Below are 14,229 nucleotides of genomic sequence, written 5' to 3' on the forward strand. Positions count from 1 at the left end.
TTTGAATTTTAAACAGCATTTTGGCAGGTGGACATTTCATGGCTTCATATTCTAGCAACGAATTTCGCAGCGGTCTCAAGGTTTTGCTGGATGGCGACCCTTGTATCATGCTCGAGAACGAATTCGTAAAACCAGGTAAAGGCCAGGCGTTTAACCGCGTTAAGCTACGCAACCTGATGAACAACCGACAGTGGGAGCGTACCTTCAAATCTGGCGAAAGCCTCGAAGCAGCAGACGTTGTCGAACAGGACATGGAATACCTCTACACCGACGGTGAATTTTGGCACTTCATGCTCACCGACGGCTCTTTTGAGCAGTATCCCGCCGATGCAAAGGCCGTTAGCGAAGCGCTCAAGTGGCTAAAAGAGCAAGATGTTTACACCGTAACCCTATACAACGATGCGCCTCTGATCATCACCCCGCCCAACTTTGTTGAGCTGGAAGTGGTTGAGACCGACCCAGGTATGAAAGGCGATACAGCCCAAGGTGGCTCCAAGCCAGCAACCTTGTCTACCGGCGCCGTGGTAAGCGTACCTCTGTTTATCACCATTGGCGAAGTGCTTAAGGTGGATACCCGCTCTGGCGAGTACGTAAACCGAGTAAAAAGCAGCTGATTTTGATATGAAAAACCAGCCTGACTGGCAACCAGCTGTCGCCCAGGCAGCCCTGAAAAGCCGCGCGCAACAATCAGCCTTCGTGCGCGGCTTTTTTGCACAGCGTGATGTACTGGAAGTCGAAACCCCTGTACTAGGACGCTGCGGCGTAACAGATCCTAACCTCGATGGCATCGCCGCAAAGGTCAGCGCCCAGGGCGTTGAAGGCGGTTGGCTGCAAACTTCTCCCGAGTACCACATGAAACGCCTATTGGCCGCAGGCGCAGGATCTATCTACCAGATATCAAAAGTCTTCCGAAACGGCGAACGCGGCCGCCGCCACAACCCAGAGTTTTCCATGCTGGAGTGGTATCGTATAGGCTTCGACGACACAGCCCTGATGGCAGAAGTCTCCGACCTGGTGTGCGGCTGGCTCAACTGCCCCAGACCAAAGACCACAAGCTATCGCCAGGCAATGATCGACTGGGCAGGCATAGACCCGTTTGTCATCTCCAAAGAAGACCTGCGCCAACGCTGTCGCCAATGGCTGGAACCCGAACAGCTACAAGACCTCAGCCGCGACGGCTGCTTGGACTTGCTAATGAGCTTCGCCGTCGAACCCAACCTAGGTACTGAAGCCCCGATATTCATCACCCAATATCCGGCCTCCCAAGCCTCCCTGGCCAGAATCACCAACGTTGACGGCTTCGACGTAGCGCACAGGTTCGAGCTCTACATCGACGGTCTGGAACTATGCAACGGCTACTGGGAACTCACCTGCGCCGAAGAACAGCGAGCCCGCTTCGAAGCAGACAACCGCTTGCGCCGAGCCGCTAAAAAACCCGAAATGAACATAGACGGAGCCTTCCTGGCCGCGATAGAGCACGGCTTGCCAGGCTGCTCCGGGGTGGCTTTGGGGCTTGATCGTTTACTGATGCTGAAAATGGGAACCCGTGACATTGCAGATGTCATAGCATTCCCACTAGAGCGAGCCTGAATCAGGCGCCAACCAGGCCAAAAGACTCGCCCATGCGAACCGTCTTCCCAGCAATCTGCTCAGCATTCCAGCTAACGCTACCCTTAGGCATAACCATCACCACCGTAGAGCCAAGCCGGAAACGCCCCATCTCCTCGCCTTTGGCAAACGAAAGAGCACTCTCGCCTTCATAGGTAATCGCCTTAACGCCACTGCTATTGGGCGCCACAATCCCCGCCCAAGGCGTCTCAACGCTACCCACAATCATCGCGCCCACAAGAACCAACGCCATAGGGCCAGCCGCCGTATCAAAAATACACACAACACGTTCATTACGGGCGAACAGATTTGGAACATTCTCCACCGTAACCGGATTGACCGAAAACAGCTTGCCGGGAACATAAATCATTTCCCGAAGCGTACCTGCCAGAGGCATGTGAATGCGATGATAGTCACTGGGAGAGAGATAAACCGTCGAAAACTCACCCTCCGAAAAAGTCTCTGCCCGTGCAGTATCGCCACCGAGAAATTCTACCAAACTGAACGATTGACCCTTTGCCTGGAATACCCGGCCCCCGGATACTTGGCCTAGTTGGCTAATGGCGCCATCTACGGGGCTCACAAAAGTATTGTCGCCTTCAGCAATAGGCCGAATGCCTGGCTTAAGTGCACGGGTAAAAAATGCGTTGAAACTGGAGTAAGCGGTCGGATCCGATTCTGCGGCTTCGCTCATATCAACGCCGTAGCGCTTTATGAACCACTTTACTACCCGGTTTTTGAGCGCAGGGGTGCGATCATTATCTGCCAGACGGCCGGCAGCCCGGGAAACCGCAAGCTGTGGCGTGACGTACTGGCTCAGAACAAACAGCTTGTCGAACATTAAATGAGATCCTCTGTGCTCAAAGGCGCGAAGTTTACCAAATAGTGTTGTAAGAATGTTGCCCAGACGCTGGTATGTATAGAAATTGTTTCACAGCTTCGCGGATACAGCAGTGGCTTGCTATGATCAGAACAGAAAAACCCGTGATCGTGTCCGGCACCGGCCGATAACCTCAATATAAAGGCTTATATTCTCCCCATGTTACTTATTATTGGCTCAATTATTGTTGTTGCCAGCGTTTTGGGTGGCTATGCACTTCATGGCGGTCACCTGATGGTGCTGTGGCAACCGACCGAGTTTCTCATCATCTTTGGCGCAGCCATCGGCTCTTTTATCATTGCCAACCCGCTGCATATGGTCAAAGAAGTGTTTTCCGGTATTTTGCGCCTGCTGACAGGCTCTCCGTTCAATAAGTCCTACTACATGGATTTGCTGAGCTTGCTCTACGAGATTTTTGATAAATCGCGCAAGCAGGGCGTTATGTCCATCGAAGAGGATATCGATAACCCGGAATCTAGCCAGATATTCAGCCGTTACCCGGCCATTATGAAATCCAAAGCGTTGCTCGATTTCATTACAGACTACCTGCGCATCATTAGCGCAGGAAACATGGCAACCCATGAGCTGGATGGCATGATGGAAAACGAAATTGACAGCCGTCAGCACGAGCTCGAAGAGCCCGCCCATGCCGTGAACAAAATTGCGGATGCCCTGCCGGGGCTGGGTATTGTGGCGGCGGTACTGGGTATCGTGGTTACCATGAATTTCTTGAGCGAAGGGCCAGAGCGTATTGGTATGAGCGTGGCAGCGGCCCTAGTGGGCACGTTTCTTGGTATCTGGATGGGCTATGGCTTTGTTGGGCCCACCTCCATTGCCATGGAGCATGCCGCAAAATACGAACTCAAGGCTTACGAGTGCATTAAATCTGCAATTGTAGCAACGGTTTCAGGGCAAGCTCCCCAGATGGCCATCGAATTTGGCCGCAAGGCGCTACCCACAGACAAGCGGCCTGGTTTTCAGGAATTGAACGATCACGTGCGCGCCAAATAGCGCAACCTGAACCCGGAGTAAACTTGTGGAACAGCAGCCAATAATCATTAAGCGAAAAAAAGTCGTTGCTGCGGGCCATCACGGTGGCTCGTGGAAAGTGGCTTTTGCCGACTTCGCAATGGCGATGATGGCGTTCTTTCTCGTGCTCTGGCTCACTGCAACCGCATCGCCGGAACAGAAAAAAGCGGTGGAAGGCTATTTCCGCGACCCTGTCGGCTTCACCGAAGGCGGCTCACCCAACCCAGTGGACCTTGAGGGGAGCGCCTCCGTCGTTAGCGAAGCTAGCCCCGATATTGAATCAGACCCGATGGTTATTAGCGATGACGTGGTCGATACGCTGTCCGATACACTTGAGCAGCGGCGCATGAAAAAGTTGTTTCAGGAGTTGAAGCAACGAATTGATGAAAACGAAACTCTGCAGGAGTTCAAAGACCAGTTGTTGATTGATATCACGGACGAAGGGCTGCGAATCCAGATAGTCGACCGCTCGGGCCGCCCCATGTTCGATAGCGGCAAAGCGGAGCTTAAATACTACTCACAGGAAATCCTGTTCGAGCTGGCCAAAACCCTTGGTTCGGTAGACAACAAGCTCAGTATAACGGGCCATACGGACGCCACACCTTTCGGTGGCCGCCCTGGTTACACGAACTGGGAGCTTTCGGCGGATCGCGCAAATACCGCACGCCGTGCACTGGTTGCCGGTGGTGTGCAGGCCCAACAGATCGCGCGGGTCGTGGGGCTGAGTGATTCTATATTGTTTGATCAGGACGAGCCGAGTGCGCCGGTTAATCGCCGGATTTCCATCATCGTCCTCAATAAGAAAACTGTGGACAGCATCCACAGCAGTGCCAGCGCCAAAGGCGCTCCGCTGATTGACCTCACGGTACCCTCCGATGAAGAGCAGACAGAAGCTATGGAAAAACTGGAGAGTGGCGATTGGCAGGAGGACAAAACACAACCCGCACCCGGTGAGCTGAACTGGTAGCTCGCCGGGCAGTGCTGCATCAGTTAGCTTTCAGCCCTCGCATTTTCTGCTCCGCCATATCCTGAAGAATACGGTGAAAGCTTCGCAGCCGTTCCGGGCTGAGTGTGCCTGCTACTGCTGCCGCATCAATAGCGCAGCCGGGATCGCCCATATGCCTGCAGTTGCGGAACTTGCAGTAGCCGATCACCTCGCGAATCTCGCGAAAACCGTACTCAATTTCCTGCGGCGTCATATGCCAGAGACCGAACTCCCGGATACCCGGTGAGTCAATCAAATCGCCGCCCAAAGGCAGGTGGAAAAGTTTCGCGGTGGTGGTGGTATGAATACCTTTGCCCGTGCTTTCAGAAACCGCACCCACCCGAATCGCCTCATCCGGCATCAGCGTCTGAATAATCGACGACTTACCAACCCCCGACTGGCCCACAAATGCACTGGTTTTGTCCTTCACCAGCGCCTCAACCTCCGGCGAAGGCCCACCGTCGAATTGAACCGCTGAGGTGCGAACAACCTCATAGCCTAGCGCCGCATAGCGCGCCAGCAGAGCATCAATCTGCCCCCGATTGCGATCGGTAATCAGATCCGTCTTATTCAGCAGAATAACCGCCGGAATGTCCGTGATCTCAGAGGCCACCAAATATCGATCAATCAGATTGTCGTGGGGCTCCGGCTCCGGTGCAATCACCAGAATAATATGGTCAATATTCGCCGCCACCGGTTTCACAGCACCAAAGTTATCTGGCCGCTGCAGCAAATTGTCACGTTCGCAGCGAGCAACAATTACACCTGTTTCACTCTTACCGGGCCGCCAGACAACTCGATCGCCCGTCACCAAGCTATCGATATTCGCCCGAACAAAGCAGCGCAAAACATCACCGGTGTGTTCACCCTCCAAGACTTCCACATCAAGCTGTTGCCCATAGTGAGCAATGATTAGCCCTTCCTGCTCCGGCCCCAGTTCACCGGCCTCGGCCTGCGCCGTAACCGACTTCTCTTTGCGAGCTGCGCGGGCAGCACGCTCCTCCTGAACCTTCTTGATCCGGAATTGCTGCTGCTTGTTCAGTTGCCGTTTTGCCATAAGATCTCAGATAACACGGATGAAAGTGGTGTCGTTGCTGTGCCATCATACGGGAATAATACATGCTCGGCTTGAGGGAAATAAAATGTCAGCAGGCAAATACTTGGTTTGGATTGATCTAGAAATGACCGGTCTAGATCCGGAAAAAGAACGCATCATCGAAATGGCCACCATCATCACCGATTCAGAACTGAATCTCGTAGCAGAAGGCCCGGTTGTTGCGATTAACCAGCCCGGCAGTTTATTGGAAGCCATGGACGAATGGTGCACCAAAACCCACGGTGAAAGCGGATTAACCAAACGTGTCGAGGAAAGCAACATCACTGAGTCGGAAGCCGAGCAGCAAACCATCGCCTTCCTCAAAGAGTACATGGAAAAGGGCAAGTCCCCCCTGTGCGGCAACAGTATCGGCCAAGATCGCCGCTTCTTGGTAAAATACATGCCCCAGCTGGAAGACTTCTTCCATTACCGCAACCTTGACGTGTCCACCGTAAAAGAACTGGCCCGCCGCTGGCGTCCGGACGTGCTGGACGGCGTTAAAAAGAAGGGCAGCCACCTAGCACTAGACGACATTCGTGATTCCATCAACGAACTGCGCCACTACCGGGAGCACTTCTTCAAACTATAAGCCGTGCTGCGCCAAGGCCCACTGAACATGCTCGCGGACCATATCCGAAGGATAGTCCGCGCGCTTTTTCAGCGCTTCAACCACCGGAATGGTCGAAGGTGCATTGCCCAGACCCACCGCCAGATTGCGTAACCAACCCTCATATCCGGTGCGGCGAATAGCCGAGCCCTCCGTGCGCTTCAAGAACTGCTCTTCTGTCCACATGAACAGTTCAGCCAAAGAACTGTTGTCCAAGCCGTGCCTAGGCTGAAAATCATATTCTTGCGTCGGTTTTTTGAATTTTTGCCAAGGGCACACAAGCTGGCAATCGTCGCAGCCAAACACCCGGTTACCCATCAGCGAGCGCAGCTCTTCGGGAATGCTGTCTTTCAGCTCAATCGTGAGATAGCTAATGCAGCGCCGGGCGTCCAGCTTGTGTGGCCCCACAAACGCATCCGTTGGGCACAAATCAAGGCAGGCAGAGCAACTGCCGCAATGATCCGTGTCAAAGCTTGGGTCTATCGGAATAGGCGCGCTGGTAAATATCTCGCCGAGGAAAAAGAACGACCCAGCCTTCGGGTGTATCAGCATATTGTTCTTGCCAATCCAGCCTAAGCCCGCGCGCTGTGCCAAGGCTCGCTCCAGCACCGGTGCACTATCCACAAACGCGCGGTAGTCGTAACCGCTCACCGCTGAATCAATCTGTTTTGCCAGCGATGCCAGCCGCTTACGAATCAGCTTATGGTAGTCCCGACCAAGTGCGTAGCGCGTGATATAGGCGTTCTCCCGGTTAGTAAGCGCTTCTTTCGGGTTGTCGGGCGTGGGCATGTAATCCATACGCACGGAAATAACCCGGGTGGTTCCGGGTACCAAGGAGCTCGGGGTGTAGCGTTTGTCTCCATGGTGGGCCATATACTCCATGTTGCCCTGGTACCCCATGTCCAGCCAATCCTGCAAATGTTTGGCATGCTCACCGGTATCTGCTGTCGTGATACCTGCATCTGAAAACCCGTGTTCTTTGGCCCATTGCCGGATAAGTGCCGGCAAATCAGCCAGTTCTGGTGTTGGAGACGTATCGGTTTCTGCTGTGCTCATAGACGCCGCTGTTGTATCCGCCCCGTCGAGGATCGATGTACGGATATTTAATTTGATTAAGTTATGACCTTTTCCACGGTTTTGCTATGCTTTACAGATAGCTGGCCAATTTTCTTAAACCGGTTTCTGTAACAGGAGCGAAGGCTCATGCCACAGCTTGCTGAGGGCAGTCTATCAGATGCGCTGTTTTCCGCCGATTCTGTGCGCCGCATCGATCAGTATGTTATCGAGCAGCAGGGCGTCGAAGGCTTTGAGCTAATGCAGTTTGCTGCCCGCGCCGCATTTCGTAGGCTGGTTGTGCGTTGGCCCAACGTCGAGCCTTTGCTGGTTCTCTGCGGTGCTGGCAATAACGGCGGCGATGGGTACTTGATGGCGGCTAATGCTGTACGCCACGGGCTGGCTGTGCGCTGCATTGCGGTTGCCCCCACCGGTAAGCTGAGTGGCGATGCTCGCAAAGCCTGGAAGAAAGCGGTTTCGGATGGTGTAGAGGTGCGAGAACTGGCGGACATCAACGAGCCAGAATTGGCTTCTGAATTTGAAAAGGCAGAGCTGGTAGTAGATGCCATGCTCGGTACCGGTGTCTCTGGCGCGCCAAGAGAGCCATTTACGGATGTTATTGCACGCTGCAATCGCTCTGGGCTTCCTGTGCTGGCGGTAGATTTACCGTCTGGCCTCAATGCCACTAGTGGTGCGGCAGAGGGCGAGGTGGTTCAGGCCACCATGACCGTCACGTTTATCGGCCGTAAGGCCGGGCTTTATACCGGGCAAGGTGCCGCGGTGTGTGGTGATGTGGTTTTTGAAGCACTGAATGCTGGCACCGGTGTTAGAGAAAGCGGCGAGAGCCCGGCAGCCATGCTTCGGCGCTGGCCGTCCGTTCACGACTGGTTGCCCGTGCGCCCGGCCAATGCTCATAAGGGGCGGTTTGGCCATGTTCTCGTGGTCGCGGGGGACCGAGGGTTTGGCGGTGCCGGTCTGCTTGCAGCAGAAGCGGCAACGCGCTCTGGTGCCGGGTTGGTTTCACTGGCAACGCGCCCCGAGCATGTAACGGCTGCGTTGGCACGATGCCCGTCGGTAATGGTTCACGGCCTGACTCATGGCTCGGAGTTGCCAGCATTGTTGAATGCAGCAACGGTAGTGGTGTGCGGGCCAGGACTGGGGCAGGGCGCTTGGGGGCAGCAGATGCTGCAGCAAGTGATTGAAAGCGGTAAGCCTCGCGTTCTGGATGCGGATGCCCTGAATCTGCTCTGTTCCCGCGTGCCCAAACCTGCTGGCAACCAGATTATGACGCCGCATCCGGGGGAGGCTGCCAGGCTGCTGAATTGCGTGGTTCCCGAAGTGGAAGCCGATCGAGTGGCTGCGGCCACAAAGCTGCAGTCCCTATACGGTGGCGTGGTGTTGCTCAAAGGTGCCGGAACGATCATTGCGTCTGATTTGAAGGCTGTGGATATTGCCGGCGGCAGTAATCCGGGTATGGCGACCGGCGGCATGGGGGATGTGTTGTCGGGAATCACGGGTGCGCTATATGCCCAGATGGTCGAGTCACCCGCTCGCGCCGCTGTATTGGCGGCGGTTGTGCACCTTGAGGCTGCCTGCAAAGCATCGGCAAACAAAGGATATATGGGGTTGATACCCACCGACGTAATCGACGCGTTGCCGCAGGTATTCCGGGAGGCAGAACCAGCCAGCCACCGTAGCAAGGGGGAAGAATGAGCATTTTCGGGAACGAGCGCAGACTGTTTCTGGACGGCGAAGCTGAAACGGAGAAGCTGGGCAACGAACTGGCCCGTTTGGCAAAAGAATCGGGCCAGGGGTTGGTTGTGTTTCTCGAAGGCGATCTGGGAATGGGTAAAACCACGCTCAGTCGCGGCGTTATAAGAGGGCTTGGGCACAAGGGCGCAGTTAAGAGCCCGACTTATACACTTGTGGAGCCATACGAAGATCTTATGCCGCCGGTCTATCACTTTGATTTGTACCGACTAGGCGACCCGGAAGAGCTGGAATACATGGGTATCCGGGATTACTTTAACGGCCAGAGTATTTGTCTTATCGAGTGGCCGGAGCGCGGCGAAGGTCTGCTGCCCGAACCGGACCTCGAAATCCACCTTGAACATCAGGGCGAAGGCCGCTCCGCGGCTGTCCGGGCGGGCTCTGAACAGGGTGCATCACTTTTGAGCGAGCTGGAATTGATCGGGCCGGGCCATTAATGGACCTGCGCCGAATAAATAGGCAAGTTGTATGAAAAAACGCAATCTAACAATGAAAACTCTGGTCGCGCTGGTGACCGTATGGCTGCTCGCGGCAACCATGCAGGCACAGGCTGGCACCAATGTGGAGGGTATCCGCATTTGGCCAGCCCCGGATCACACCCGCTTGGTGCTGGATACTGAGGGCAAGGTCAGTCACAACATGTTCGCACTGAGCAATCCCTCGCGCTTGGTGATTGATCTTAAAAACACCCGGTTGCAAACAGATTTCGGCAAACTCGACCTGACTGGTAGCCCTGTGCGGCGCATTCGTAGCGCACCGCGCAATGGCACGGATTTGAGGGTGGTTCTCGATCTTGCCAGCGACATCAAGCCGCGCAGCTTTCAGCTCGAGCCCAATCAGCAGTATGGTCATCGCCTGGTAGTTGATCTGATTGATGAGAGTGGCAGTCGCATAGAGAAGGCGACCAAGCCAACCGTAACCCACAATTCAGCCGGCAGGCGCGATGTTATCGTGGTTATTGATGCGGGCCACGGTGGTGAAGACCCGGGCGCCATAGGCCCTCGGGGCACCCGCGAAAAGGATGTGGTTCTAAAAATGGCTCACACTCTGGCGGATATGATTAACAGGCAGGCAGGTTATTCCGCCAAACTTACCCGCACCGGAGACTACTACATAGGCTTGAGGAATCGCACCATTCTGGCCCGTAAGTACAGCGCCGATCTGTTTGTGTCTGTGCATGCGGATGCTTTCCGTACGCCTCAGCCCAAGGGCGCCTCTGTATTTGCCCTGTCGCAGCGCGGCGCAACCAGTGAAACGGCCCGCTGGCTGGCACAGAGTGAAAACCGCTCTGACCTCATAGGTGGCACGGGTGGGGTGTCCTTGGATGGGCGTGATGACATGTTGGCAGGTGTGTTGCTCGATCTGTCCATGACCGCCAGTATCAATGCCAGCTTGGGCGTCGGCAGTTCCATACTGGGCAAGCTCAATAGTGTGGCTCACTTGCACAAGCCCGGTGTGGAGCAGGCCGCGTTTGCGGTTCTCAAATCACCGGATATTCCTTCCATTCTTGTAGAGGCAGGTTTTATATCCAACCCACAGGAAGAGAAGAACCTGTCTACGAACTGGTACCGCAGCAAACTCGCCGGCGCCATCATGACGGGTATTGATGAGTACTTCCGGAAAACACCCCCGCCGGGCACCCTACTGGCTTGGCAGAAGCAGAACCGTCAAGGTGGCGAGCGCATTAGCCGGTACAAGGTTCAAAGTGGCGATACCCTCTCTGGAGTGGCCCGGGAAAATCAGACAACTGTGAGCGAGCTGATGCAGTTTAACAGCCTGTTAGACGACCGTGTTATGGTAGGGCAAACCATTCGTATTCCCTCATCCTGAACAACGCCACTGAATAAGAGGTAGCCCCGAAACATGCCCTCCATCCGATTGCTCTCGCCGCGGCTGGCAAACCAAATTGCCGCAGGCGAGGTAGTTGAACGCCCTGCATCTGTTGTCAAAGAACTGGTTGAAAACGCGCTCGATGCAGGCGCAGACCATGTTGATGTTGACGTGGAGCAGGGTGGCGTAAAGCTGATCCGAGTGCGTGATGACGGCAGTGGTATTGCGGAAGCTGACTTGCCGCTGGCACTCAGCCGCCACGCCACCAGCAAAATTGTCAGTCTTGATGATCTGGAATCCGTAGCTTCCTTGGGCTTCAGGGGCGAAGCTCTGGCCAGTATCAGTTCTGTTTCCCGACTTACACTCACCTCTCGCGTAGATGGACAGGAAGCCGCCTCACGGGTGGAGGTTGAAGGTCGTGACATGGATGCACGAATCTCACCGGCTGCGCACCCCGTGGGCACCACGGTTGAAGTTCGGGATCTGTTTTTCAATACTCCGGCCCGGCGCAAGTTCCTACGCACCGAGAAAACCGAAGTCAACCATGTAGAAGAGTGCGTGCGGCGCCAGGCGCTCAGCCGGTTTGATTCGGGGTTTACCCTACGCCACAACCAGCGGGTTATTCAAAATCTTCGGCCAGCCGAGTCTACGCTGGACAGAGAACGCCGTATTGGCGCCCTGTGTGGGCAGAAATTTATCGACAACGCGGTGGTTATTGATGCAGAAGCCACAGGTTTGCGCCTGTGGGGCTGGGTTGCTTTGCCCACCTTCTCCCGCAGTCAGTCCGATCTTCAGTATTTCTTTGTCAACGGTCGCGTAATCCGTGACCGGCTGGTTGCGCACGCAGTGCGCCAAGCCTACCGCGACGTACTGTTTAATAACCGCCACCCGGCGTTTGTTCTTTACCTTGAAGTCGACCCGGCTACGGTGGATGTAAACGTGCACCCAACCAAGCACGAAGTGCGCTTTCGCGATGGTCGTTTAGTGCACGATTTTATCTTCCGTACGCTGCATAAGGCCCTAGCCGATGTGCGGCCGAACGATCATTTTCGGGGCGCAGTGGCGCAATCCTTCGGTCGCGAGACTGCGGGACAGGAAATACCACAGGCCGCGGGGGCATTTCCTGCCCAACAACAACAACCCTGGAATGGACAGCCTGCGATGCCGGCCTCTGGCGGCCAAACGCCGGCAACGGGTTTCGGAGGGCAAGCGGCGCCACAGAAAGATTGGCGGGCCAGCGACCAAATGGCGTTTTATCAGTCTCTTAGTGGCGGCGGTGTCAATTCCCAGCAAGAGCCGGCATCGTTTGTGGGCACGGCGGCAATGCCTTTGGACCAGCCCGCCGGCGCAGGCGGCAATGAGGAGCCGCCTCTGGGTTACGCCATTGCCCAGTTGCATGGCATTTACATACTGGCCCAAGGCAGCGCCGGGATGATCGTAGTGGATATGCATGCGGCTCACGAGCGCATCACCTACGAGCGAATGAAGCGTGCATTGGCGGAGCAAGACCTTAAAAGTCAGCCGTTGTTGGTACCCCTGTCTCTTGCTGTCAGTCAAAAAGAGGCGGCATTAGCTGAAACCCACGGAGAAGACTTGCAGCAGCTCGGGCTGCAGATTGAGCGTATCGGGCCAGAGACGCTTGCAATCCGGCAGGTACCCGCGTTGTTACGGGGGGCCGACACAGAGCAGCTCGTTCGAGACGTATTATCTGATCTGATCGAGCACGGCCAGAGTGACCGGGTTGAAGCCGTTATCGACGAGCTTCTGAGTACCATGGCGTGCCACGGCTCGGTGCGGGCAAATCGCCAGCTGACCGTACCAGAAATGAACTCCTTGTTGAGGGATATGGAAACCACAGAGCGCAGCGGCCAGTGTAATCATGGTCGCCCGACCTGGACGATTGTTACGCTAGCGGAGCTGGACAAACTGTTTCTGCGGGGGCGTTAGGGTGGTTTCAGAAGCGCCGCAAACGACTGACGCCAGTGGTGTGCGGGACAGGCCACCGGCCATCTTCCTGATGGGGCCTACGGCTTCGGGCAAGACCGACCTGGCCATGACGCTTTGCGAACAGCTGCCTTGCGACATCATCAGCGTTGACTCGGCAATGATCTACCGGGGAATGGATATAGGCACGGCCAAGCCCTCGGCGGGTGAGTTGGCCCGGGCTCCGCATCGGTTGATTGATATCTGCGATCCGGCAGAAACCTATTCTGCCGCTGATTTCCGCCGGGATGCATTGGTTGAAATGGATCGGATATCCAGTGCCGGGCGTATACCTTTGCTGGTCGGCGGCACCATGATGTATTTCAAGGCGCTGTTAAATGGAATGTCGGGATTGCCGGCCGCCAGCCCGGAGCTCCGCAAAACCCTTGAGTCGGAGGCAGAGCGGCTTGGGTGGTCTGCATTGTATGATGAACTTCAGGCCACCGACCCGATAGCAGCAAAGCTGATTCACCCGAATAATCGGCAACGACTGCTGAGGGCTCTGGAAGTTATTCGTCTGACCGGTCGGCCGATTTCGGCTTTCTGGGAAGCGGATGTTAGTCAGCCGTCACTGCAAAACGCGGGCCGCCAGGGTGTTGAGGATTACACCTACTATACTCAATGGCAGGCAGACGAAACTTCATCGCTTCCGTATACTGTTACGCAGTTTGCCATGGTGCCTCCCGAGAGGCGAGTGCTTCACGAGAGGATACACCAGCGCTTTCTGAATATGCTGGAAGCAGGGCTTCTGGATGAGGTGCGGGCTCTGATGGGTCGAGGTGATTTACACCCTGATCTCCCTTCTATGCGTTGTGTCGGTTATCGTCAGGCTTGGAGTCATCTTGCCGGTGTTGATGATTATGACACATTTGTAAGTAAGGGCGTTGCGGCCACCCGTCAGCTAGCCAAACGGCAGCTCACATGGCTCCGGAAGTGGTCGGATTTGAACTGGCTGAACAGCGAAGACAGGTTTATCGTTGAGGTAGCCTTGAAAAAAGTCAGACTTCGCACCACATTTAACTCTTAATATTGACGATCTGCATTTACTAAAAAACAGGAGAACACACATGTCAAAAGGGCACTCGTTACAAGACCCTTACCTCAATGCCTTACGCAAGGAACGCATTCCGGTATCCATCTTTCTGGTTAACGGCATTAAACTGCAAGGGCAGGTAGAGTCTTTTGACCAGTTTGTGATTTTGCTGAAAAACACTGTCAGCCAGATGGTCTACAAGCACGCAATCTCCACCGTTGTACCTGCTCGGAATGTTCGCATTCCACAGCAGAACCCGGCAGAAGAGGATGAGCCTGAAGACTGATTTGCCCGGATTTCCGGCATTGCCACCCGCGTTCCTGACGAGCCCTTGGGTTCTGATGGCCGCGGGCGT

General features: G+C 55.2%; 14 protein-coding genes. 11 read left to right on the top strand and 3 right to left on the bottom strand.

Going from position 1 to position 14,229, the window contains the following annotated elements:
• The first annotated feature begins 38 nt into the window (after nucleotides 1-38).
• Both efp and epmA read left to right on the top strand, forming a co-directional pair.
• Entirely contained in the window at nucleotides 39-614 is a 576-nt protein-coding gene (gene efp, locus CPH80_RS20675; RefSeq protein WP_096281041.1) for an elongation factor P, read from the top strand.
• Between the two features lie 7 nt (nucleotides 615-621).
• Nucleotides 622-1,590, top strand: a complete 969-nt coding sequence (gene epmA, locus CPH80_RS20680) for an EF-P lysine aminoacylase EpmA (protein ID WP_096281043.1) — start codon at nucleotides 622-624, stop codon at nucleotides 1,588-1,590.
• 1 nt (nucleotide 1,591) lies between these two features.
• Here epmA and asd read toward each other — a convergent pair whose 3' ends face one another.
• Nucleotides 1,592-2,449: an archaetidylserine decarboxylase gene (gene asd, locus CPH80_RS20685; protein WP_096281045.1), complete on the bottom strand. Its 858-nt coding sequence runs from the start codon at nucleotides 2,447-2,449 to the stop codon at nucleotides 1,592-1,594.
• Between the two features lie 198 nt (nucleotides 2,450-2,647).
• Here asd and motA point away from each other — a divergent pair, with 198 nt between their 5' ends.
• Together motA and motB are read left to right on the top strand one after the other, a co-directional pair.
• Nucleotides 2,648-3,499 carry a flagellar motor stator protein MotA gene (motA, locus tag CPH80_RS20690; RefSeq protein WP_096281047.1) on the top strand — a complete coding sequence of 284 codons (852 nt, stop codon included), beginning with the start codon at nucleotides 2,648-2,650 and terminating at the stop codon, nucleotides 3,497-3,499.
• 25 nt (nucleotides 3,500-3,524) lie between these two features.
• Nucleotides 3,525-4,484 carry a flagellar motor protein MotB gene (gene motB / locus CPH80_RS20695; protein ID WP_096281049.1) on the top strand — a complete coding sequence of 320 codons (960 nt, stop codon included), beginning with the start codon at nucleotides 3,525-3,527 and terminating at the stop codon, nucleotides 4,482-4,484.
• Between the two features lie 19 nt (nucleotides 4,485-4,503).
• On the opposite strand, the gene rsgA is transcribed toward motB, so the two are convergent.
• The gene (rsgA, locus tag CPH80_RS20700; protein WP_096281051.1) at nucleotides 4,504-5,559 is read right to left on the bottom strand and encodes a small ribosomal subunit biogenesis GTPase RsgA; all 1,056 of its coding nucleotides are present in this window, start codon (nucleotides 5,557-5,559) and stop codon (nucleotides 4,504-4,506) included.
• 85 nt (nucleotides 5,560-5,644) lie between these two features.
• Between rsgA and orn the strand changes: the two genes are divergently transcribed.
• Complete coding sequence (orn, locus tag CPH80_RS20705; RefSeq protein WP_096281053.1) at nucleotides 5,645-6,187, top strand: oligoribonuclease; 543 nt, start codon at nucleotides 5,645-5,647, stop codon at nucleotides 6,185-6,187.
• Here orn and queG read toward each other — a convergent pair.
• A complete protein-coding gene (gene queG / locus CPH80_RS20710) occupies nucleotides 6,182-7,261 on the bottom strand; it encodes a tRNA epoxyqueuosine(34) reductase QueG (RefSeq protein ID WP_096281055.1) in 1,080 nt (359 codons plus the stop codon). The genes orn and queG overlap by 6 nt on opposite strands.
• Nucleotides 7,262-7,408: 147 nt before the next feature.
• Between queG and CPH80_RS20715 the strand changes: the two genes are divergently transcribed.
• From CPH80_RS20715 to hfq, 6 genes are read left to right on the top strand one after another with little or no spacing between them, the layout of a single operon-like run.
• The gene (locus tag CPH80_RS20715) at nucleotides 7,409-8,971 is read left to right on the top strand and encodes an NAD(P)H-hydrate dehydratase (protein WP_096281057.1); all 1,563 of its coding nucleotides are present in this window, start codon (nucleotides 7,409-7,411) and stop codon (nucleotides 8,969-8,971) included.
• Nucleotides 8,968-9,465 carry a tRNA (adenosine(37)-N6)-threonylcarbamoyltransferase complex ATPase subunit type 1 TsaE gene (tsaE, locus tag CPH80_RS20720; RefSeq protein ID WP_096281059.1) on the top strand — a complete coding sequence of 166 codons (498 nt, stop codon included), beginning with the start codon at nucleotides 8,968-8,970 and terminating at the stop codon, nucleotides 9,463-9,465. Before CPH80_RS20715 ends, tsaE begins: the two co-directional genes overlap by 4 nt.
• Before the next feature lie 52 nt (nucleotides 9,466-9,517).
• The gene (locus tag CPH80_RS20725; RefSeq protein WP_096281838.1) at nucleotides 9,518-10,858 is read left to right on the top strand and encodes an N-acetylmuramoyl-L-alanine amidase; all 1,341 of its coding nucleotides are present in this window, start codon (nucleotides 9,518-9,520) and stop codon (nucleotides 10,856-10,858) included.
• A 33-nt stretch (nucleotides 10,859-10,891) separates the two neighbouring features.
• On the top strand, nucleotides 10,892-12,805 hold the full coding sequence (gene mutL / locus CPH80_RS20730; protein WP_096281061.1) for a DNA mismatch repair endonuclease MutL: 1,914 nt from the start codon (nucleotides 10,892-10,894) through the stop codon (nucleotides 12,803-12,805).
• A gap of 40 nt (nucleotides 12,806-12,845) precedes the next feature.
• Complete coding sequence (miaA, locus tag CPH80_RS20735) at nucleotides 12,846-13,868, top strand: tRNA (adenosine(37)-N6)-dimethylallyltransferase MiaA (protein ID WP_227520540.1); 1,023 nt, start codon at nucleotides 12,846-12,848, stop codon at nucleotides 13,866-13,868.
• 40 nt (nucleotides 13,869-13,908) lie between these two features.
• Entirely contained in the window at nucleotides 13,909-14,160 is a 252-nt protein-coding gene (hfq, locus tag CPH80_RS20740; RefSeq protein WP_096281063.1) for an RNA chaperone Hfq, read from the top strand.
• Nucleotides 14,161-14,229 lie beyond the last annotated feature (69 nt).

Source organism: Marinobacter sp. LV10R510-11A, assembly GCF_900215155.1.
In the GTDB taxonomy this organism is placed as follows: domain Bacteria; phylum Pseudomonadota; class Gammaproteobacteria; order Pseudomonadales; family Oleiphilaceae; genus Marinobacter.